The following is an 18,262-nucleotide window of genomic DNA, read 5'->3' on the forward strand; positions in this document are numbered from 1 at the left end:
CGTAACAGTTACGAAGGTCGGCGACGGCCGGTAAATCAGGTCAGGCCGACGGCTCCGAAGCGCCTTGGCGGCGCGGCCTCCAGTCCGGGGTTGAGATCGGGCAGGTCCGATGCCGGGCCGCCGCCATCGGCGGTGGTTTCCGCAAGCCAGCGCTGTCTTGCCGCCTTCAGGCCGCCGCGCATCCGCGGAAGATCCGGCCCGTCCTGATGGGGGTCGGGGCTACCGTATCGGCTGCGGCGAAAATCGGCGAATGCGTTCGCCGTCACCGGGTCGGCAAAGCTGTCGAGCCAGCGCGAGAGCGGCGTGTTGCCGGTGCGGCGCGACCAATGGTCGAGCGCTGCCTCCAGCCGCAGCGGGTCATGGTCCCGGCAAGCGTCGAGCACGTGGCGAAATGCCGTCGCCTCGGATTGCGCCCTCTGTTCGAGTGCGGTTTCCAGCCGGGTTTCGAGGCGGCCGAACAGATTGGCGGTCAGTTGGATAAGCGCCGCGAGGGCGGCGACCGATGCCACGATGCTGAGCCACCACAGCCAGTCGAAGGGTTCCTCGGACGGCGGCGAGGTCGGCGGGGCGAGCGCAGGCTCCACCACTGGAGCCGCACCGACGCTGACAGTAGCGCCAGCCGCTTCGGCCGACTGCATCGATCCGCTCGCCGGATCGAACCACGGCAGGCTGATCGCCGGAAGCGAATAGCTGCCGGGCTTTGCAAAGACGTAGGTCGCCACGTCCTTGCGCAATCCCGCCGTTATCTCCCCGCGTGACGTGCGTTCCTGCGAAAGCACGGGGTCGTGCCGGTAGACCTGCACGCCTGCCGGGGCATCGAAGGTCGGTTCGGGGATCATCATCGGCGCCAGTCCGGCTGCGCGGATGGTGATCGTACGCACCAGAGCGTCGCCCGCCTTCAACCCCGCCGGATCCCGGTCGAACGACTGGGCGATGGTGATTTCTCCGGTGGTGACGCCGGCCTTTCCGCCCGCGCTCTGAGGAACGGCTTCGACCGTGAACGTGAGCGAAGGCAACGTCACCTGACCCTTGCTCGTCTGGCCGGGCACGGCGGCATAGCCGAACGGAATGACCGCGGTCGGCAGCACGTAATCGCCAGGTGCCTGCGGGGTGATCGCGTAGGTCTTGCGGATGCCGGAGAAGGCCTCGCCGTTGACGGTCTCGTTGAGGTTCATGCCGCGTTCGTCGGGCATGGTGACGACAGTGCCGGGAAGATCGAACAGAGGAAACTGCGGCGGCGAAAGGAAGTAGTTCGGCACGAAAACGTCGACGTCGACCTCGATCTGCTGGCCGGCATAGATCGGCCCCTTCGTCGTGACCGTTGCGCGGGCGAAAGGATCGGCGGCGAAGGCCGTGCCCGCGAGCAAGAGCGACAGGCCGACGAGCCAGAGAACCAGACGTTGCAGGGCGACGAGGGCTGTCACGGAGCCTCCTCCTTCGCTTCGATCGCAAACTTTCTTGCCAGCAGTTCGGCCGGCGACACCTGGATGTTGCGCATCCACATGTCGGCCGTCTGCGGTCCGCCCTGAACGGTGGCTTCCGTTCCCTTCTTGCCCTTGTCGTCGAACTGGACCTGGTCGCGGTCGATGCCCGCCTGCTCCTGCTGTGCGTCCTGTTCCTGCTTGTCCTTGTCGGTCTTTCTCTTCCGGGCGATGTCGAGGTTCTTCTTGGCGTCCGGCCAGTCGGGACGGCGCTTCAACGCCTGCTCGTAGGCGGCGATCGCCTCCTCGGCCTTGTCGAGGTGCAGCAGCGCATTGCCCTGATTGTAGTAGCTTTCGGCCGTGTCGTTCTCGGCAAAGGCGTCGATCGCATCCTGGAAATGGCCGGCGCGGTAGAGTGCCGCGCCGCGCCAGGCGGGATCGGCGAACGTTTCTGATGCGTCCTGGAAATCGCCTTGCTCGAAGGCGCGTCGGCCCTGCTGGTCCGGCGTCAGCCAGAGGTCGATGAAGCGGTTGTCCGCTGCCTCTGCCCGATCGTTGCCGATCAGCGAAATGGCGGCGAGCAGATAGACCGCCCAGCGGATGGTCCAGCCACGGCGGAACCAGAAGAGGCCGAAGACGGCGATCGGGATCGTCAGCCACCAGCCGAGATCGTGCCAGCGCGTCAGCCCCTCGGCCGTCTTCGCGGCAAAATTCGTCTGGATGCGCCTGACGATCCAGCTGACATCGGCGTCGTCGGCGGTCACCGAGGCGACCTCGGCCTTGGAGGCCGACTGTAGCGCCTTGAGGCCCTCGACATCGAGCTTCGCCCGGACATGCGCGCCGGTCGCATCGGTCAGGAACCCGCCGTCCGCCGTCTTGACCGGGCCGCCCTCGGCCGTGCCGATGCCGAGCACCATCAATGAGTTGCGCCCACGATACTCACCGAAGGCCTTGAAGGCGGAACGCTCGACGCCGTCGCTCATGAACAGGATGGTGCCGGGCACCGTTTCGTTGGCGAGCGCTTTTTCGACCGCCTGGAGGGCCTTGGCCGTGTCCTTGCCGTCGACCGGCATGATCTGCGGTGACAGCGCGGCAAGGTAGGACTTCACCAGCGCCGCGTCGTCGCTGAGCGGCAGCACCATGTGGGCGGAGCCGGCATAGGCGAACAGGGCGGTGCGCGAGCCTTTCCGCCGCTCGAGAATGTCCTGGACCTTCAGCTTGGCACGTTCGAGCCGCGTCGGCGAAACATCGGTCGCGTTCATCGTCGGGTTGAGGTCGATGGCGATGGCCAGAGGCGCGGTGTCCTCGACGAAGGGCGGCCGCTCGCGCTGCCAGGTCGGGCCGGCGGCCGCGATCGCCGCAACGGCGATCAACGCAGCGGTGATATGTACCGGCTGGAAGCGCCGCTTGCCGCCCTTGTCGATCAGCAGATGATCGAGCAGGTGCGGTGCGATCATGTCCTGCCACTGCGAGCGGACATCGCCGCGCCGGGTGACGAGATAGATCAGCATCGGGACAGCAGCGAGCGCCAGCAGCCACAGCGGCCGCAGAAAATGAAAATCCGCGATCATGGCGCTGCCTCCCGGCGCTGGCGGCGGTCGCCGAGCGACGACAGGAGCCACATGGCGGCGTGATAGGCGAGCACCAGCAGGAGTGCCGCACCCAGAGGATAGTAAAACAGCTCGATGCGCGGCCGCCAGGAGAGCGTCTTCTGGTTTGCCGGCGTCAGCTGGTCGAGCAACTGGTAGATGTTTTGCAGACCGGCCTGGTCCTGGCCGAAGAAGTAGCGCCCCTTCGTCGCTTCGGCGATCTGCTGCAGCGCCGCCGTGTCGAGCTTCTGTTCGCCCTGGGCATTGGCATCGCCAATGCCGACCGTATGGATCACCACCTTTCGCTCGGCGGCGATGCCGGCGGCCTTGTCGGGCGGCATCTTGCTGGCGGTGTCGTTGCCATCGGTCAAGAGGATCATCACCTTGTCCGGCGCGGTGCTGGCGTCGAACATCTTGATCGCAAGCCCGATCGCGTCGCCGACGGCGGTGCGCGGACCGGCCATGCCCGGCAGGCTGTCGGCCAGCATCAGCTTGACGGTCTTGTGGTCAAGCGTGAACGGAACGAGCGGATAGGGCGCATCGCCGAAGGCGATCAGGCCGAGCCGGTCATTGGGACGCCGGTCGATGAAGTCGGCGACCACCTTGTGCACGGCTTCGGCGCGGGTCTGCAGGTTGCCAGCGGGATCGCGAAAATCGCGCGTGTCCATGGATTGCGAAAGATCGATCGCCAGCATCAGGTCGCGCTGCGGCTCGACCTTTTCGATCGGCGGCTCGACATATTGCGGCCGGGCCAGCGCCAGCACGATCAGTGTCCAGCACAGGGGCGCGATCACTTTCTGGCCGAGATTGGTCCTCGGAACGACGGAACCTTCGGTCGGGCCGAGATTGGCGGCCGCCGTGATGTCCTTGAAGAACGGCACCCTGACGGCAGCCGATTGCTCGCGGTATGGCGGAAGCAGCCACCAGACGAGGAAGGGTAACGGCAAGAGGATCAGCGCCCAGGCGTGGTCAAGCACGTACATGATGCGCCTCGATCCAATGCCGCGCTGCCGCGATGTAAGCCCTTGCCTCTGCCTCAGGGACCGCGGCGAGCGCCTGGCGGCCGCGATACTCGGCTTCCTCGAAAAAACGCGCAGAGGCGATCGGGAAGACGGGGCCGCCGGAATGAGCGTCGAGGTATTTGGTCCAGCCGGTACCGTGCAGGCCGGCAATGGCCTCGCGCGGCCAGACCGAAAGCGCGGTCCGCTTCAAAAGAACAGGCAGGGCAACAAGGGCCTCGCCACGCGTGCCCGCGGAGGCCAGTCCGGCCTCGATCTTCCTGAGGTCGGCGAGCGCTTCGCGGCGGTAGCTATTGGCCTCCCAGCGGCGATACCAGCGCCAGCAGGCAAGCGCGATCAGCAGCAATATGAAGCAGCCGAGCGCTGCCCATGCCTGGGTTTGAGGCATCATCGAGACCGGCTGCGGCAAGGCGATATCCGCAAGCCCGCGAAGGGCGGCGTCGAGCAGCGGATCTTTCGGAGGGGCCGCCGTCGCCATCATCGCCTCCGTTGCCGGCTGGCGAGTTGGCCGAGCATGGTGCGCAGTTGCGGCGCCACCTCTTCCGCTGATGAGATCGGCAGCATCGGCAGGCCGAGCTCCTCCTGCCAGGCGCGCAGCGCCCGCCCGCGTTTGCGGGCAAAGCTGTCGATCGCCTCGCGCACGTTGCCGTGGCCGAACTGCACTTCGGCCTGAAGCAGCCCGCCGCTGAAGACGATATCGCCCTTGCGCGGCAGTTCGAGCAGGAAGGGATCGTAGATCAGAACGCAGATCACGTCGTTGTGGGCCGAGAGCTTCAAAAGCATGTCGCGGGTTTCGAGGCTGTAGCCGTCGAAGTCGCTGATGACGATGACCAGGTGATCGTGCCGGGCGATGTTGGCGACGGTCGTCAGCACGACATCGAGCTGCTCGGCGCCATGCGGCGCCTGCGAACCGGCCTGCAGCGCGGTGTTGTGGCGAACGATGCTGTCGGCGAGCCGGATCACCGCTTCGCGGCTGCGGTAGGGGCGCGTCTCGGTCACCTCCTCGTCGCCGAAGACGAAGCCGCCGACACGGTCGCCGAGCGCCAGTACGCGCCAGGCGGAAAGTGCCGCGACCTCTGCCGCGGCGACGGACTTCATCGCGCGGCGGCTGCCGAAGAACATGTTGATGCGCTGGTCGACGACAATGAGGGCTGGACGGTCCTTCTCTTCGTCGTAGACGCGCACGACCGGTTTGCCGGTGCGCGCCGTCACGCGCCAGTCGATCGCGCGGATGTCGTCGCCGGGCAGGTAGTTGCGCAGTTCCTCGAAGGACAGTCCGCGGCCGCGCATGCGCGATTCATGACGCCCGGCAAGCAGGCGCCGCACCGGCGCCTTGCGCAGGAACGTCAGGTCGCGGGCCATGGCTTCGAGCCCGACAAGCGCGTCCACGGAGGTATAGACGCCGGTGGTGTCGGCCGTGCGGGGCTTTATGATGCCGCGTGAGCGGGCGAGGGCCGGCAAGGATATGGCCATCGACGAACCTCCATCCTCAGGCGACCGCGACGAGCTCGACGATGCGGTCGATCACCTGGTTGGCGGTGGTGCCGCCGGCATGGGCTTCGTAGGAAAGCACCAGGCGGTGGCGAAAGACGTCGTGCACGGTCGCCTGCACGTCGTCGGGCGTGACGAAGTCGCGGCCGTTCAGCCAGGCATGCGCCCGCGAAACCTTGTCGAGGCCGATGACGCCGCGCGGGCTGACGCCGACCTGGAGCCATTTGGCGAGATCCTTGTCGACCTTGTCGGGATAGCGCGTCGCCATCACCAGCGCGACGATGTAGTTCTCGATCGCTTCGGAAACGGTGATCGCCGAAATTTCCTTGCGCGCCACAAAGACCGCGTCCTGGGCGAGCTTCTCGGTCGCATGGTTGTTGGACTTGGCGTTGGTTTCCTCCGAGCGTACGAGCCGCATGATGTCCGCCTCCGAGGCCGCATCCGGATAGTCCACCTGGATGTGCATGAGGAAGCGGTCGAGCTGCGCCTCGGGCAGCGGATAGGTGCCTTCCTGCTCGATCGGGTTCTGGGTCGCCATGACCAGGAAGAGATCGGGCAGCATATGGCTCTTGCCGCCGATCGTGACCTGGCGCTCCTCCATCGCCTCGAGCAGGGCCGACTGCACCTTGGCCGGCGCGCGGTTCACTTCGTCGGCGAGAATGAGATTGGCGAAGATCGGCCCTTCCTGGAACTGGAACGCGCCCTTGCCGCCCTCGGAGAAATAGACTTCGGAGCCGGTGATGTCGGCCGGCAAGAGGTCCGGCGTGAATTGGATGCGCGAAAGCTCCGCATCGAGGTTCTTCGCCATGCTCTTGATCGCGCGGGTTTTCGCAAGTCCGGGCAGGCCCTCGACCAGCAGGTGGCCGTTGCTGAGCAACCCCAGCAGCAAGCGCTCGATCATGCCCTCCTGGCCGATGATCGCTTCGCCGATGCGCTTGCCGAGTTGCTGGATATCGTCGCGTGCACCCATGAAGTCCTGCTCCCTTGCCCTGTCGGCAATATCAGTCGTCATGCACTTTCGCTTGAGCTTATTGTTAAATCAGTCCGATTGGAAAGAACGTAACAGTAACGAAGGACTGCGTGACGCTGGCAGGTACGCCCCACGGCAGGCGGCTTCGCATCCCAGAGGCTTCGGGCGATTGCGTAACGGTTACGTACTTTGGGCGGCGGGCATTTGGCGCTAACGTGGGCCGGCCGTCCGCGGATATCTTGGCCGATGGTGCCCAGGGAGATCAGAGCCAGATGCAAATGTCCCCGAAAATGCCCCTTGTCGACGAAACGCCGGCGGCAATCAGCGCCCGCGAGCAGGTCTGGATCGAGGGCGGGACCTTTGTCATGGGTTCGGACAAGCATTATCCGGAGGAGGCGCCGGCCCATCCGGTGAAGGTCGACGGCTTCTGGATCGACGTCACGCCCGTTACCAACCGGCAATTTGCTGCCTTCGTCGAGGCGACCGGTTACGTGACCGAGGCGGAAAAGACGCCGGACCCGAAGGATTATCCGGGCGCGCTTCCGGAAATGATGCGGGCGGGCTCGGTGATCTTCGATCCGCCGAAACGGGTGGCCGGCAACAGTCCGTCGCAATGGTGGAACTTCAAGTTCGGCGCCGATTGGCGGCGACCCTACGGGCGGCAAAGCAACATCCGCGGCAAGCTCGACCATCCGGTGGTGCAGGTCTCCTTTCTCGACGCCAGGGCCTATGCAGCCTGGACGGGCAAGGACCTGCCGACGGAAGCGGAGTGGGAATTCGCCGCGAAAGGCGGGCTCGAAGGCGCGGAATTTGCCTGGGGAGACGAACTGGTCCCGGAGGGGCGCTTCATGGCGAACACCTGGCACGGCCTGTTTCCGACGGAAAATCTGAGGCCCGACGGCTTCGAACGAACCTCGCCGGTCGCGAGCTTCCCCGCTAATGGCTACGGCCTCTACGACATGATCGGCAATACCTGGGAATGGACCAGCGACTTCTGGTCGACCCGCCACCCGGCGCCGGCGCAAAAGAGCTGCTGCATTCCCGCCAATCCGCGGGGCGGGGACCGGGAGGCGAGCTTCGATCCGCGCCAGCCCACGCTCCACATTGCCCGTCGGGTGGTGAAAGGGGGCTCGCACCTCTGTGCGCCCAACTATTGTCGTCGGTATCGGCCGGCGGCGCGTCACGCGCATGAGGAAAACGCGGCGACGACCCACATCGGGTTCCGTTGCATTCGGCGGCCCTGATCCGCCCAGAGGACTTTAAAAACCGTTCCGCGAGGAGGATGGATGATGACGGCAACAGCGATGCGTTCCGGGTCCTTGGTGGCCGACGATGCCGGTAGACTGCGGCGTCGCTCCAGGCTCGCCGGCCTGCTGTTTACGTTCGCTGCGGCCTTTGCATCGCCGAGCGCGCTCCTGGCAGCGGATACGCCGGCCGACACGCTCCCTTCGTGGAACGATGGCGCAGCGAAAACCGAGATCGTCGATTTCGTCACACGGGTCACCAGCGAAGGCAACGCCGATTTCGTGGCGCCGGCAGAGCGGATCGCCGTTTTCGACAATGACGGCACGCTCTGGACCGAGCAGCCGAACTATTTCCAGGGCATGTTCGCAATCGACCGCGTCAAGGCGATGGCGCCCGAGCATCCCGAGTGGAAGGACAAGGAGCCGTTCGCATCGTTGCTGAAGGGCGACATGGCAGGCGTTGCCGCCGCCGGCGAAAAAGGCATCGTCGAGCTGGTCATGGCGACCCATGCCGGAATGACGACGGACGCGTTCACGAAGACGGTCAAGGACTGGTTTGCGACCGCCCGGCACCCGCGCTTCGATCGCCCCTATAACGAGATCACATTTCTGCCGATGCGCGAGTTGCTCGATTATCTGCGGGCAAACGGCTTCAAGACCTATATCGTCTCGGGCGGCGGTATCGAGTTCATGCGGCCGATGACCGAGCAGATGTATGGCATTCCGCCCGAGCAGGTCGTCGGCAGCAGCATCGCGACGAAGTACGAACTCCACGGCGACGCGCCGGTGCTGATGCGCGAACCGAAGATCGACTTCATCGACGACGGTGCTGGCAAGCCGGTCGGGATCAACACCTTCATCGGCCGGCGGCCGATCTTTGCCGCGGGCAATTCCGACGGCGACTATGAGATGCTGCGTTGGGTAACGGCGGGCTCCGGCCCGCGTTTCGGCATGATCGTGCACCACACGGACGGGGAGCGCGAATGGGCCTATGATCGCCAATCGCCTGTCGGAAAACTGGACAAGGCGATGACCGAGGCCGAGCAGCGGAACTGGCTGCTGGTCGACATGAAGAACGACTGGCGCAAGATCTACGCCTTCGAAAAATAAACGGCTGCGCTGGTGGCGCGGTATGCGCCAGCGATCGATGTCGAGGCGAAGGCCGGTGACGAGCACGACTTGCTGCGCGCCGTCACCGGCTGGCCATCGCCGCGCGAACGACGGGGCTCTGGCGCGTCTATCCCGCCGAGGAATATTTCCCAGGATCGATCGCGATATCGCCCATGCGGCCGGTGACGGCGCAATTCATGAGGATTCGAGGCGAAGATCGCCAAGACGGCGGCCAATACGGCCCAATGTTACTGTTACGTACTTCCGAAAATCGGCGTTCGTGCCACTTTTCGTTCAGGGGAGAGGTAAGCGAGGGCCAAATTGGCCACAAGCGCCGACCGGCGAGCCGGCCCCCGCCCGCAACGGTGTCTGGTCGTCACTGGCACCCCGGGGAATGCCAATGCATGAGCATCGATTGTCGTTCAGGCGGATGGTAACCCATGCCCAGCGCAGCCTTTCAACGGGGACTTCTGAAGCTTATGCTCAAGCTGCCGGCATTGCGCGGCCAGTTGCAATTGATCAGTGCCAAGAACCAGTCCCTGGCAAGCCTCTGCGAAGCCTATGAGGAAGCAAGCTCGATGCTTGACCGGCAAAGGCGTCTCGCCCCACTGGATCATTCGATGATCTCGGAGTATGAATTGATCTGTCGCGAGATCGAAGAAGAGGTCATTTCCGTCTGTATCGCCGATACGGGGACATGAGCCTAGTCCGTTGTGATTAACGAATACCTCGTTTGAGCTTGCCAGGGCGACGAAAACCCCACAAGAATTCTATGGGAATTATCGGGGGTTCCTGTTTCAATTTAAAATGATTCAATTCTTCGATAAAAATATTTTGTGACGGTGCGATATTCTTCTTTCCGCCACAGAAGCTCTCGTCTAGAGTTCGCCTCGCGTTGCACTCTCTTTGGGGTTGTGGCAGTTGGGAGCGCATCATGGAAGCCAGCAGAAATGCGGGTCATATGAACTGCATTGCCGTTGCAGAATGCGAGGCGCGAGCCGCCCTTGAGCGCATTCTTGCCGATAGCCAGTTTCACGCGACCGAGCGTCATCGCAAGCTCTTGCGGTATCTGGTTGACGAGTTTTTCGCTGGCCGTTCTGGCCAGGTGAAAGCCTACACGATCGCCATCGACGTCTTCGGGCGGCCCGCCTCCTTCGATCCTGCGACCGATCCGATCGTTCGGGTGGAAGCGTCGCGCCTGCGCGCTGCCATGGCGCAGTATTACGAGGCGCTCGGCGAAAGAGCGGAGCTTCGCATCGAGTTGCCGAAGGGCAATTACGTCCCACAGTTCGTGATCAGCGGCGAGCCCTTGAGAGGGATGCCCGAGCGCGCGGCGCCGGTTTCAGAGCCCGCAGCTGAGCAGCCCGTAGAGCCGGTGGTTGCGCCGGCCGTCGTTGCGCGCAAATGGCGCCCGCTTGCCGGCTTCGCCGCACTCGGTGCCGGCGCGGTGGTCATGGCCGGGGCCTTCTACCTGTCCGTGGCCGACCATCTTCCCTGGCAACCAGTTTTCTCGGCCAAGCCGACAATCGTCGTTGACGTGCCGACGCGGCTCGGGGCCGACGACGACGTGCAGAAGAAGGCGGGAGACTATCTCGTCCACGCGCTCTCGCAGTTTTCCGCTGTCCGTACCCTCGCGCCGGTCTCGCCCGCGGGTGTCGACGTGGCTTCGATCACCGGGTGGGTCTCGTCCGCGCCGCCGGTCAAGCTGCAGGGCAGCAAGGAATACAGGCTTTCGATCGCCTACAGCACCGACGAACGCCGGCACGAGGTCTCCTGGCAGGTCATCGACGTGCAAAGCAACGAGGCCCTGAGGGCGGGCATTTCGAAGGCGGCGCTCGACAGCGGCGATGCGCGCGAAATACAGGAGAAGCTGCTTTCCCGTCTTGCTCTTTCGCTTGCCGGCGAGGAGGGCGTCATCGTCAGCCTGGAGGCTGCGCGGCAGCTGGTGACGCCGTCGATCGGCTACGGCTGCGTCCTCCAGGCGGATGTGGCGCTGGCACGGATCGATCCTGAGGGCCTGGCTTCGGCTCACGGGTGCCTCGAAAAATCGGTCTCCTACCAGGCCGCCGACGCCGATGTTCTGGCGAGCCTTGCGATGGTCCTGGTTGCGACCGGCGAAGCCAGCGCTGCGCCGACGGTTGCCGAGCGTGCCCTGAAACTTGCGGACAAGGCCGTTGCTCTGGCGCCGCAATCGAGCCAGAGCTATGTGGCCCAGATGCAGGCACGCTTTGCGGCTGGCGAGACGGAGGCGGCATTCATCTCCGGTCGTCGTGCGGCCGCTCTCAATCCGCTCGACGACGCCATTCCGGCTCGGCTCGGCCTGCTGCTGTTCGTCAGCGGCGCCTATTCGGACGGTGTGAACCTGGCCCGCATGGCGGATGCCGGCAGCGAGTATCTGCACCACGACGCCGCGCTGACCCTGGCGCTGGAAGACTATCGCAGCGGCCGCTATCGCGAAGCGCTGAGGCGTGCCCGCGAGCTTGCCAATCCGGCGGACACGGCCGTTAATCTTCTGCGCGTGGCAGCGGCAGGCCAGCTCGGCCTGACGCGGGAGGCGACAAGCGCGCTCGACGGATTGCGCCTGGGTAAAACGCGCTCGCCACAGCCATACGAGGCGGAACTCGTCGCTCGCGGCTACGCGCCGGACCTGATCGCACTGCTCGATGACGGTCTCGCCAAGGCCGGCCTACAGCCGGTCGCCCAGCAGTAACGCTGGGCCCGGGCCTACTCAGTTTTCGGCGGCGACCCGGATGACCAGCTTGCCGAAATTGCGGCCGTCGAGCAGACCGATGAAGGCCTCCGGCGCATTCTCGATCCCGTCGATGATGTCTTCGCGATATCGCACCTCGCCGCTTTTGATCCAGTCGGCCATCTCCCGATAGAAGAGCGGCCGCTGGTCGGCAAACTCGCGCTGGATGAAGCCCCGGATGAGCAGGCTCCGGCTCAGCACTTCACGCATGACGCCAGGCAGCCGGTCGCCCCCGGCTTGCGCGCCCGCGGGCTGGTTGTAGTGCGCAATCAAGCCGCAGACGGGTACGCGGGCGAAGTCGTTCAGCAGCGGAAACACCGCATCCCAGACATGGCCGCCGACATTCTCGAAATAAACGTCGATGCCTTTCGGGCAGGCGGCGGCGAGTTGTTCGGCGAAATCCGGCGCGCGATGATCTATCACCGCATCGAAGCCGAGCGTGTCGCGGACGAAGGCGCATTTGTCCGCGCCGCCGGCGATGCCGACTGCGCGCGCGCCTTTGATACGGGCAATCTGCCCGACCGCCGAGCCGACAGCGCCGCTTGCGGCCGCCACGACGACCGTTTCGCCGGGCTGGGGTTTGCCGATCGTCAGCAGTCCCGCATAGGCGGTGAAGCCGGGCATGCCGAGAATGCCGAGCGCCGTCGACAGGGGCGCGGCCGCCGGATCGAGCTTGCGCAGGTCAGCACCGCGCGATAGCGCATAGCTTTGCCAGCCGGAGTGGGAAAGCACGAAGTCGCCGTCGCTGAAATCCGGGTGACGCGAGCGGACGACGCGGGCGACCGTACCGCCCTCCATGACCGCACCGATCTCCACCGGCTTGGCATAGGACCGGCCGGCATTCATCCGGCCGCGCATATAGGGGTCGAGCGAAAGGTAGAGGATCTTCAGGAGAACCTCGCCTTCCGCCGGTTCCGGAATTGCCGTTTCGACGACGCGGAAATCGCTGGGTGCCGGTTTCCCGGATGGCCGCGCGGCAAGCAGGACCTGGGTGTTCGTGCTCATTGTCTTTTCCTCCTTGTGCGCGTCTCGATGTGCCGCGGCGACGGACGCGCCCGGCAACATCAATCCGACATGACTGCTCCCTTTTCGCATGAAACGAAACAAAGGCCTATGGACGTGTCTTGAACCGAAAACGGCTCCGCGGGCTCACCCCTCGTGGATGCGCCCGCGGAAGATGCGAAAGCGTCGTTCGCTCAGGCCGCGTCGATCGCCTGCCTGAGGTCGGCGATGATGTCGTCGGCATGTTCGATCCCGATCGAAAGCCTGACATAGCCAGGCGTCACGCCGGTTTTCAGCTGATCGATCTCAGACAGCTGCGAATGCGTCGTCGTTGCCGGATGGATGGCGAGCGAGCGTGCGTCGCCGATGTTGGCGACGTGGTAGAGCAGCTTCAGCCCGTCGATGAAACGCCGTCCCGCCTCGCGACCGTCCTTCAGCTCGAAGCCGACAAGCGCGCTATAGTGGCCGTTCAGCAGATATTTTTCGCCGCGCGCCTTTGCCTCGCCATCTTGGAACTTCGGGAAGATCACCCGCGCCACTTTCGGGTGGGTGCGGAGGAACTCGGCCACCTTGATGGCGTTCTCGTTGTGTTGCCGGATACGCAGAGGCAGCGTTTCCAGGCCCTGGATGAACTGGAATGCGTTCAGCGGGCTGATCGCCGCGCCAAGGTCGCGCAGGAGCACGGCGCGGGCGCGCAGGATATAGGGATGAAACGCGATTGCGGCCGCTTTTTCGAGCCAGGTCTTGCCCTGGTAGCTCGGATCCGGCTCGTGCAGGTTCGGATGCCGCGCCTCATGCCCGTGCCAGGGAAACTGGCCGCTGTCGATGATCGCGCCGCCGATCGAGGTGCCGTGCCCGCCGATGTACTTCGTCGTCGAGTAGACGACGACGGCCGCGCCATGGTCGAAGGGACGGATCGTCAGCGGTGCTGCGGTGTTGTCGACGATTAGCGGAATGCCGAAGCGCTTGCCGATTTCGGCGACCTCGGCAATCGGAAAGACCTCGAGCTTCGGGTTCGGCAGGGACTCGGCGTAGTAGGCGCGCGTCCGCTCGTCCGTCGCCCGGGCAAAGGCTTCCGGATCAGCGGCATCGACGAAACGGACCTCGATGCCGAAGCTTTTCAGCGTCGCGGCAAACAGCGCCCAGGTACCGCCATAAAGGCCCGCAGCGCTGACGACATTGTCGCCGGAGCGCGCAAGGTTCAGGAGCGCAAAGGCCGATGCCGCCTGGCCGGAGCCAAGTGCGAGCGCTGCTGCACCCCCTTCGATTTCCGCCAGCCGCTGTTCGAAGGCGTCCTGCGTCGGGTTGGAGACGCGGGTGTAGAGATGCCCGGGCGCCTCCAGCGCAAAGAGCTTGTCGGCGCCGTCGGTGCCCGGCAGCTGGTAGGAGGTCGTCTGGTAGATCGGCACGGCGACGGCGCCGCTTGCCGGATCGAAGCGATAGCTGCCACCGTGCAGCGCCAGCGTTTCGGGATGCAGCCGGCCGCTGGCTTCGCGCAGGCCGGTCGGCACCTTGATCTCGACTGCAGGCTCTTCCGGCTTCTGATGGATCGTCATGCCATTTCTCCTTGGCTCTCAGGTTGATCGGCGCTGTCCGGTTGGTTAGGCAGGCTCGGCCGCCTTTGGCCGTTCCAGCAGGTCTGCGTGGTGCGCGGCGGCGACATCGGGGTGCGAGCGCAGCCGGGATTTCAGCACGTTGCGGCCGACCTCGTGGAAGAGCGGGTTCTGCGGATCCTGGGTGACGCCGCGGACTTCGGCTGCAAGATGTGGCGGCAGATCGAGGACCGGGATGGTCGATGCGAGATTGGCGCCGAGGAAGAAGGCGACCGAGAGCCGATCACCGCCGGCCGGCGGCGTCACCACCCGGTGGATGTTGGCGAGCAGATAGCCGTTCGACGCCAGTTCCAAGAGTTCGCCGACATTGATGACGAAGCTGCCGCGCTTCGGCGGCGCGTCGATCCAGCCGCCCTTGCCGTCGTCGACCTGCAGCCCGCCGACCACGTCCTGCAACAGGATGGTGACGAAGCCGCCATCCTTGTGGGCGCCCACGCCCTGGTCGCTTTCGGTTTTGTCGCGGCCGGGATAGCGGATGATTTTCAGCAACTGGTTGGGGCCATCGCGGTAGATCGGCCCGAAGACGTCTGGCTTCTGCCCAAGCGCTTCGGAGAAAATCTCGATCAAGCGGATGCCGAGCCCGGTGACCGCCTCGATATAGCCAAGGATCGCCGGCTTCAGTTTCGGCAAGGCGCCGGGAAACTGGTTCGGGCCGACGAGTCGCTTCCACGGCGCGTCGCCGGACGCAACTTCGAGGCTCTGGCGCTCAGGGCCGAAGTCCACCTGTTCGCGCCAGTCCTGGGTGCCCCGGGTATATTCGAGGCCGGCGCGATTGTAGCCGCGGAAGTGCGGCGACTTGCGCATCTCGATCGCCAGCTTGTCATCCTCCGGCAGCGCGAAAAAGCGGCGCGAAAGCGAAAGAATGCCGTCGATCTCTTCCTGCGGAATGCCGTGGCCCTCGAGATAGAAGAAGCCCACCGAGCGGGCAACGCTACGCAACTCGTCGAGCGCTGCGGCCCGCTCGGGGTGGCCCGGCGCAAAGCGCGAGAGGTCAAGGACGGGCAGGGTTGGATTTGTCTGGCTCAAGCTGGTCTCCCTTGGTCGTTCGGGCGTTCGGGGCAGTCGCTCGGACAAGAGCCCTGCGCCGGTTCGCACGTGATGGGAGAAGCCTAACCGGAGGTGGTTCGTTCACTCAATATTATCTATGGAAATTATGGACTAAATTTCAACGAAAGCGCGAAGCGGGCTTTCGAACGGAACTGGTTTGTGGGGAATATCCGTCCCGGCCGCTTGTTTTCCGGATTCTCAGGGGGCTGACTCATGCGGTGCGAGAGAGTGATCGTTCGGCGACCAAATCCGCTCGCGGCGAAGCGCGGGGAGAGGCCCACCGCGGGCCGAACAACAGCGGCAACCCCGCTTCGCCTTTGGCAAAACGGGGCTATCCGGTTGTCGGCGTCATGGAGGTCATGCCGTCGCTTATCCGCAAAACTAAGGGTTCGCGGAGGCAGACCAATCGCCGGATGACGGCAATCCCAGAAGCGGCGTCGAATCTAGCAGCGACCGAGGCTCGGGCGCGTCAGCAGCTCGTTGGTCAGATGTGCTCTCTGGCTGCCACAGTCCTCGGCTTCCTTGAGCAGCGATGCGAGCGCGAGTTCGAGGCAGTATTGCACGCCTTCGACGTTGAGGGTCTTGGCGGAGTCGCGCGCATAGGTGACGAGACGAGCCAGTGCCAAGAGCTCCTTTTCCTTGTCTTCCGGTTCGACCGGTACAGCAAATGAAGATAGCATGATTTTCCCCAGCTTCCATTGGACCCAAAGGCCCAGCCCAGCGTGACCAATCATAGCGTGACTTGGCGGGAGTGCGCGTGACATGAGCGTGACACACGTTGTATCTGAAAACCACACCCTTAAGATGAAGCGTCAGGTTGACCGAACAACCTCTTCCACATGCTGGTAGAATTGAATTTCCAGCTTCGCGGTACAACCGTTCGTTGGGCCGGTGCATGTCGCAGTACGTCCAGCAAATGTCGCGCGTCGATGCCCTTCTGGTCGACATATTCGCGCGCGAGCAGAGCAACGAGACGGGTGCGGTCCGTGCCCGCCGGAAGCGCCACGCGCGCGACGATGCTCGCCCAGTTGCGCTCCTTGTAGAACATGGCGGACGCGGTCGCGCCGATCGACGCTGCGAGCTCCGGGGCAAGGGCGTGGCTCTGCGAAAGGCGCCTGAGCGTCGCATCGACATTGACCAGCGGTAGCGTCAGCGGCAGATAGCCGAGTTCGGCGGGGCCATGGATCAGCGCAACGTCGGCGTCGTCCACGCGCTCGCCCTCGGCGTATTGCCGGTAGATCTCACCAACGCCGACCATGCCGAAGGGGGCGCATTCTGCTGCCCGCAGCGCGCCCATGCTGGCCGCGCCGAAGACCTGCACGCCTCTCGACAGGGCATAGAGGATTTCCTTGTGCCAGACGGGCGCGACATTCTCGAAGTTGCCGTCGATTAGCCCGATCGCGGTTGCGCCGTCCTCAACTGCGCGCAGCACGTCGCCCTGGACGGCGGGCGGGAGGACGAGAACGCTCTTGTCCGCGGCGTTTCGTACGTCGGGCAAGGTCGGGCCGACAAAGGCGACGTTCATCCGGCCTCCAGTGCGCGCGCGAGCGCCCGTTCGCCGAAACGGCGCTTGCGCAGACCGTCGGGATTTTCAAGGGCCGGAACGATGACCTTGACCACGGAGAAAGGCGCAACGCCTTCCATCAGCGGAACGACGACAACCGTCCGGATGCCGGCCGTTTCGAGCCGCCACATGACGTCATCGAGCAGCGCCTTCGGCCCGGCAGGGGCATCTGGCGCCGCTAAGCTTCTCCGCTGCGGCGCGGCGGCAAACAGGCCTCGCGTTTCCTCGGGAAGGTCGCGGGTGAAGGTTTCCGGAAACACGTCGTCGCGGGCGCCGCTGATATAGGTGAGCCGCGACTGGGCAGCCTCCGTCATCGCACGGATGGCGGCGCGCCGCGCGACCGGATGGGCGCCGTGCCCGATGGTGACGTCGTGATAGCGCGGCTGCCTGGCGGACAGAATGCCCGCTTCTGCAAGGGTCGCGGCATAGCAGGGAATGCCGACGTCGCTCGTCATGTCGAAGAGGCGCAGGTCCAGGCCCGCGGCGGCGATCCGTTCCGCGAGCCCGTCGAGAGCGGGATCCTCGAAGCTTCCCGGATCGATGCAGCCGCGGTGCTTGCCGCTTAGCGGCAGCATTCGCCACAGCGTTTCGGCATCGCGCTCGATGCGCTCGAGCAAGCCGTGCAGGACCGCCTCGGTCTCGGTGTTGCCCGATGCCAGGCCGTCGGAGGATTGCCAGTAGCGACAGCCGACGATCGTGCGGTCGAGGATCGCAGCTTGGCGCGGAATCCAGGTGGTTGCGCCGTCCAAGAGATCGAAGCCCCGGAGCCAGTCGATGGTTTCGTCGTCCTGAAGGTCCGCTTGCCCGGCCGCGATGAGCTCCGGCAGATGCAATGTTCGGTCGCCTGTTTCGGAAAGAGCCCGGCTGGTGGCCGTTCTTGTCGCGGTTGACGGTGCGCAGGCCACTGCGCGCTCGATCGCCTCCATGGCCGCCGAAACCTTGGCGTCGATATCGGTGATGCCTTTTCCCTGGTTGATGACGATTGATCGGGCGTTGGGCGATACGGCGCTCCACACCGGGATGCCAATCCGGTCGAGGCCCGTCAATCGCGCAAGCCGGGTGACGCCGAGCGCCGGCAAATATGCCTCGATCCGCCGGAATGTTTCTTCGGGCGGGCAGGTGCGATCGCTATAGCAAAACGCGCCGGCCGCCGGACGGCTGGAATGCTCGTCCGACGGCCGGCCGGTTTCATCGGCTTGTGCCACGCGTGGACTAGCCGTCCATGAACCCGCCGGAAACGGAGCCGGACGAGGCTGCAACGACGGCGAGATTGACGCCCTTGTGCACCATGGCCCCACTGTTGTTGCGTAGGTCGTTGGCCGCAGCCAGCGGTCCCTGCGTCGGCGTCGCAATCTGCGTGACCGTGCCCGCATCCAGATCCGCGACCCAAAGACGGTTGTCGTCCGCCAAACCGATCACCACTACTTTTGCCATTTTCCCCTC

The 18,262-nt window shown here is 64.8% G+C and carries 17 protein-coding genes; 4 read left to right on the forward strand and 13 right to left on the reverse strand.

The features are described from left to right. Positions 1-35: 35 nt before the first annotated feature. The 6 genes from M2267_RS19715 to M2267_RS19740 are packed head-to-tail and all read right to left on the reverse strand — an operon-like array spanning position 36 to position 6,490. A complete protein-coding gene (locus tag M2267_RS19715; protein WP_429116370.1) occupies positions 36-1,424 on the reverse strand; it encodes a BatD family protein in 1,389 nt (462 codons plus the stop codon). Then, on the reverse strand, positions 1,421-2,992 hold the full coding sequence (locus M2267_RS19720; RefSeq protein WP_429116372.1) for a VWA domain-containing protein: 1,572 nt from the start codon (positions 2,990-2,992) through the stop codon (positions 1,421-1,423). The genes M2267_RS19715 and M2267_RS19720 overlap by 4 nt, the downstream gene beginning before the upstream one ends. Next, positions 2,989-3,993: a vWA domain-containing protein gene (locus M2267_RS19725; protein ID WP_429116375.1), complete on the reverse strand. Its 1,005-nt coding sequence runs from the start codon at positions 3,991-3,993 to the stop codon at positions 2,989-2,991. Before M2267_RS19725 ends, M2267_RS19720 begins: the two co-directional genes overlap by 4 nt. Next, complete coding sequence (locus M2267_RS19730) at positions 3,980-4,507, reverse strand: DUF4381 domain-containing protein (RefSeq protein WP_429116378.1); 528 nt, start codon at positions 4,505-4,507, stop codon at positions 3,980-3,982. Before M2267_RS19730 ends, M2267_RS19725 begins: the two co-directional genes overlap by 14 nt. Next, entirely contained in the window at positions 4,507-5,502 is a 996-nt protein-coding gene (locus M2267_RS19735) for a DUF58 domain-containing protein (RefSeq protein WP_082005935.1), read from the reverse strand. The genes M2267_RS19730 and M2267_RS19735 overlap by 1 nt, the downstream gene beginning before the upstream one ends. A 16-nt stretch (positions 5,503-5,518) precedes the next feature. Continuing rightward, on the reverse strand, positions 5,519-6,490 hold the full coding sequence (locus tag M2267_RS19740) for an AAA family ATPase (RefSeq protein ID WP_043613664.1): 972 nt from the start codon (positions 6,488-6,490) through the stop codon (positions 5,519-5,521). A gap of 278 nt (positions 6,491-6,768) precedes the next feature. On the opposite strand from M2267_RS19740, the gene M2267_RS19745 reads away from it, so the two are divergent. The 4 genes from M2267_RS19745 to M2267_RS19760 all read left to right on the forward strand — a co-directional run bounded on the left by M2267_RS19745 (position 6,769) and on the right by M2267_RS19760 (position 11,554). Beyond that, positions 6,769-7,734 carry a formylglycine-generating enzyme family protein gene (locus M2267_RS19745; protein WP_429116381.1) on the forward strand — a complete coding sequence of 322 codons (966 nt, stop codon included), beginning with the start codon at positions 6,769-6,771 and terminating at the stop codon, positions 7,732-7,734. 60 nt (positions 7,735-7,794) lie between these two features. Then, the gene (locus M2267_RS19750; RefSeq protein WP_429116846.1) at positions 7,795-8,844 is read left to right on the forward strand and encodes an HAD family hydrolase; all 1,050 of its coding nucleotides are present in this window, start codon (positions 7,795-7,797) and stop codon (positions 8,842-8,844) included. A 440-nt stretch (positions 8,845-9,284) separates the two neighbouring features. Next, the gene (locus M2267_RS19755) at positions 9,285-9,545 is read left to right on the forward strand and encodes a hypothetical protein (protein ID WP_043613666.1); all 261 of its coding nucleotides are present in this window, start codon (positions 9,285-9,287) and stop codon (positions 9,543-9,545) included. A gap of 233 nt (positions 9,546-9,778) precedes the next feature. Then, positions 9,779-11,554: a tetratricopeptide repeat protein gene (locus tag M2267_RS19760; protein WP_429116384.1), complete on the forward strand. Its 1,776-nt coding sequence runs from the start codon at positions 9,779-9,781 to the stop codon at positions 11,552-11,554. 18 nt (positions 11,555-11,572) lie between these two features. Here M2267_RS19760 and M2267_RS19765 read toward each other — a convergent pair whose 3' ends face one another. The 7 genes from M2267_RS19765 to M2267_RS19795 all read right to left on the reverse strand — a co-directional run bounded on the left by M2267_RS19765 (position 11,573) and on the right by M2267_RS19795 (position 18,253). Next, entirely contained in the window at positions 11,573-12,598 is a 1,026-nt protein-coding gene (locus M2267_RS19765; RefSeq protein WP_429116387.1) for an NADP-dependent oxidoreductase, read from the reverse strand. Between the two features lie 191 nt (positions 12,599-12,789). Further along, positions 12,790-14,151 (reverse strand): O-acetylhomoserine aminocarboxypropyltransferase/cysteine synthase family protein, encoded by a 1,362-nt coding sequence (locus M2267_RS19770; protein ID WP_429116390.1) that lies wholly within the window; start codon positions 14,149-14,151, stop codon positions 12,790-12,792. A 45-nt stretch (positions 14,152-14,196) separates the two neighbouring features. Continuing rightward, a complete protein-coding gene (locus M2267_RS19775; RefSeq protein ID WP_429116392.1) occupies positions 14,197-15,234 on the reverse strand; it encodes an isopenicillin N synthase family dioxygenase in 1,038 nt (345 codons plus the stop codon). Between the two features lie 464 nt (positions 15,235-15,698). Then, positions 15,699-15,935: a hypothetical protein gene (locus M2267_RS19780; protein WP_034799160.1), complete on the reverse strand. Its 237-nt coding sequence runs from the start codon at positions 15,933-15,935 to the stop codon at positions 15,699-15,701. Positions 15,936-16,054: 119 nt separating this feature from the next. Further along, positions 16,055-16,780 (reverse strand): TfuA-like protein, encoded by a 726-nt coding sequence (locus tag M2267_RS19785; RefSeq protein ID WP_429116396.1) that lies wholly within the window; start codon positions 16,778-16,780, stop codon positions 16,055-16,057. Beyond that, on the reverse strand, positions 16,777-18,024 hold the full coding sequence (locus M2267_RS19790) for a YcaO-like family protein (RefSeq protein ID WP_429116398.1): 1,248 nt from the start codon (positions 18,022-18,024) through the stop codon (positions 16,777-16,779). The genes M2267_RS19785 and M2267_RS19790 overlap by 4 nt, the downstream gene beginning before the upstream one ends. A 7-nt stretch (positions 18,025-18,031) precedes the next feature. Further along, positions 18,032-18,253 (reverse strand): hypothetical protein, encoded by a 222-nt coding sequence (locus M2267_RS19795; protein WP_043613678.1) that lies wholly within the window; start codon positions 18,251-18,253, stop codon positions 18,032-18,034. Between the last annotated feature and the right edge of the window lie 9 nt (positions 18,254-18,262).

The organism is Ensifer sp. KUDG1 (assembly GCF_050434285.1).
Classification (GTDB): Bacteria; Pseudomonadota; Alphaproteobacteria; order Rhizobiales; family Rhizobiaceae; genus Ensifer.

What these genes read in the sequence shown, in the direction of transcription:
- M2267_RS19720 (WP_429116372.1), bottom strand. Translation starts at nt 2,992, where the DNA reads ATGATCGCGGATTTTCATTTTCTGCGGCCGCTGTGGCTGCTGGCGCTC.
- M2267_RS19725 (WP_429116375.1), bottom strand. Translation starts at nt 3,993, where the DNA reads ATGTACGTGCTTGACCACGCCTGGGCGCTGATCCTCTTGCCGTTACCC.
- M2267_RS19730 (WP_429116378.1), bottom strand. Translation starts at nt 4,507, where the DNA reads ATGGCGACGGCGGCCCCTCCGAAAGATCCGCTGCTCGACGCCGCCCTT.
- M2267_RS19735 (WP_082005935.1), bottom strand. Translation starts at nt 5,502, where the DNA reads ATGGCCATATCCTTGCCGGCCCTCGCCCGCTCACGCGGCATCATAAAG.
- M2267_RS19740 (WP_043613664.1), bottom strand. Translation starts at nt 6,490, where the DNA reads ATGGGTGCACGCGACGATATCCAGCAACTCGGCAAGCGCATCGGCGAA.
- M2267_RS19745 (WP_429116381.1), top strand. Translation starts at nt 6,769, where the DNA reads ATGTCCCCGAAAATGCCCCTTGTCGACGAAACGCCGGCGGCAATCAGC.
- M2267_RS19750 (WP_429116846.1), top strand. Translation starts at nt 7,795, where the DNA reads ATGCGTTCCGGGTCCTTGGTGGCCGACGATGCCGGTAGACTGCGGCGT.
- M2267_RS19755 (WP_043613666.1), top strand. Translation starts at nt 9,285, where the DNA reads ATGCCCAGCGCAGCCTTTCAACGGGGACTTCTGAAGCTTATGCTCAAG.
- M2267_RS19760 (WP_429116384.1), top strand. Translation starts at nt 9,779, where the DNA reads ATGGAAGCCAGCAGAAATGCGGGTCATATGAACTGCATTGCCGTTGCA.
- M2267_RS19765 (WP_429116387.1), bottom strand. Translation starts at nt 12,598, where the DNA reads ATGAGCACGAACACCCAGGTCCTGCTTGCCGCGCGGCCATCCGGGAAA.
- M2267_RS19770 (WP_429116390.1), bottom strand. Translation starts at nt 14,151, where the DNA reads ATGACGATCCATCAGAAGCCGGAAGAGCCTGCAGTCGAGATCAAGGTG.
- M2267_RS19780 (WP_034799160.1), bottom strand. Translation starts at nt 15,935, where the DNA reads ATGCTATCTTCATTTGCTGTACCGGTCGAACCGGAAGACAAGGAAAAG.
- M2267_RS19785 (WP_429116396.1), bottom strand. Translation starts at nt 16,780, where the DNA reads ATGAACGTCGCCTTTGTCGGCCCGACCTTGCCCGACGTACGAAACGCC.
- M2267_RS19795 (WP_043613678.1), bottom strand. Translation starts at nt 18,253, where the DNA reads ATGGCAAAAGTAGTGGTGATCGGTTTGGCGGACGACAACCGTCTTTGG.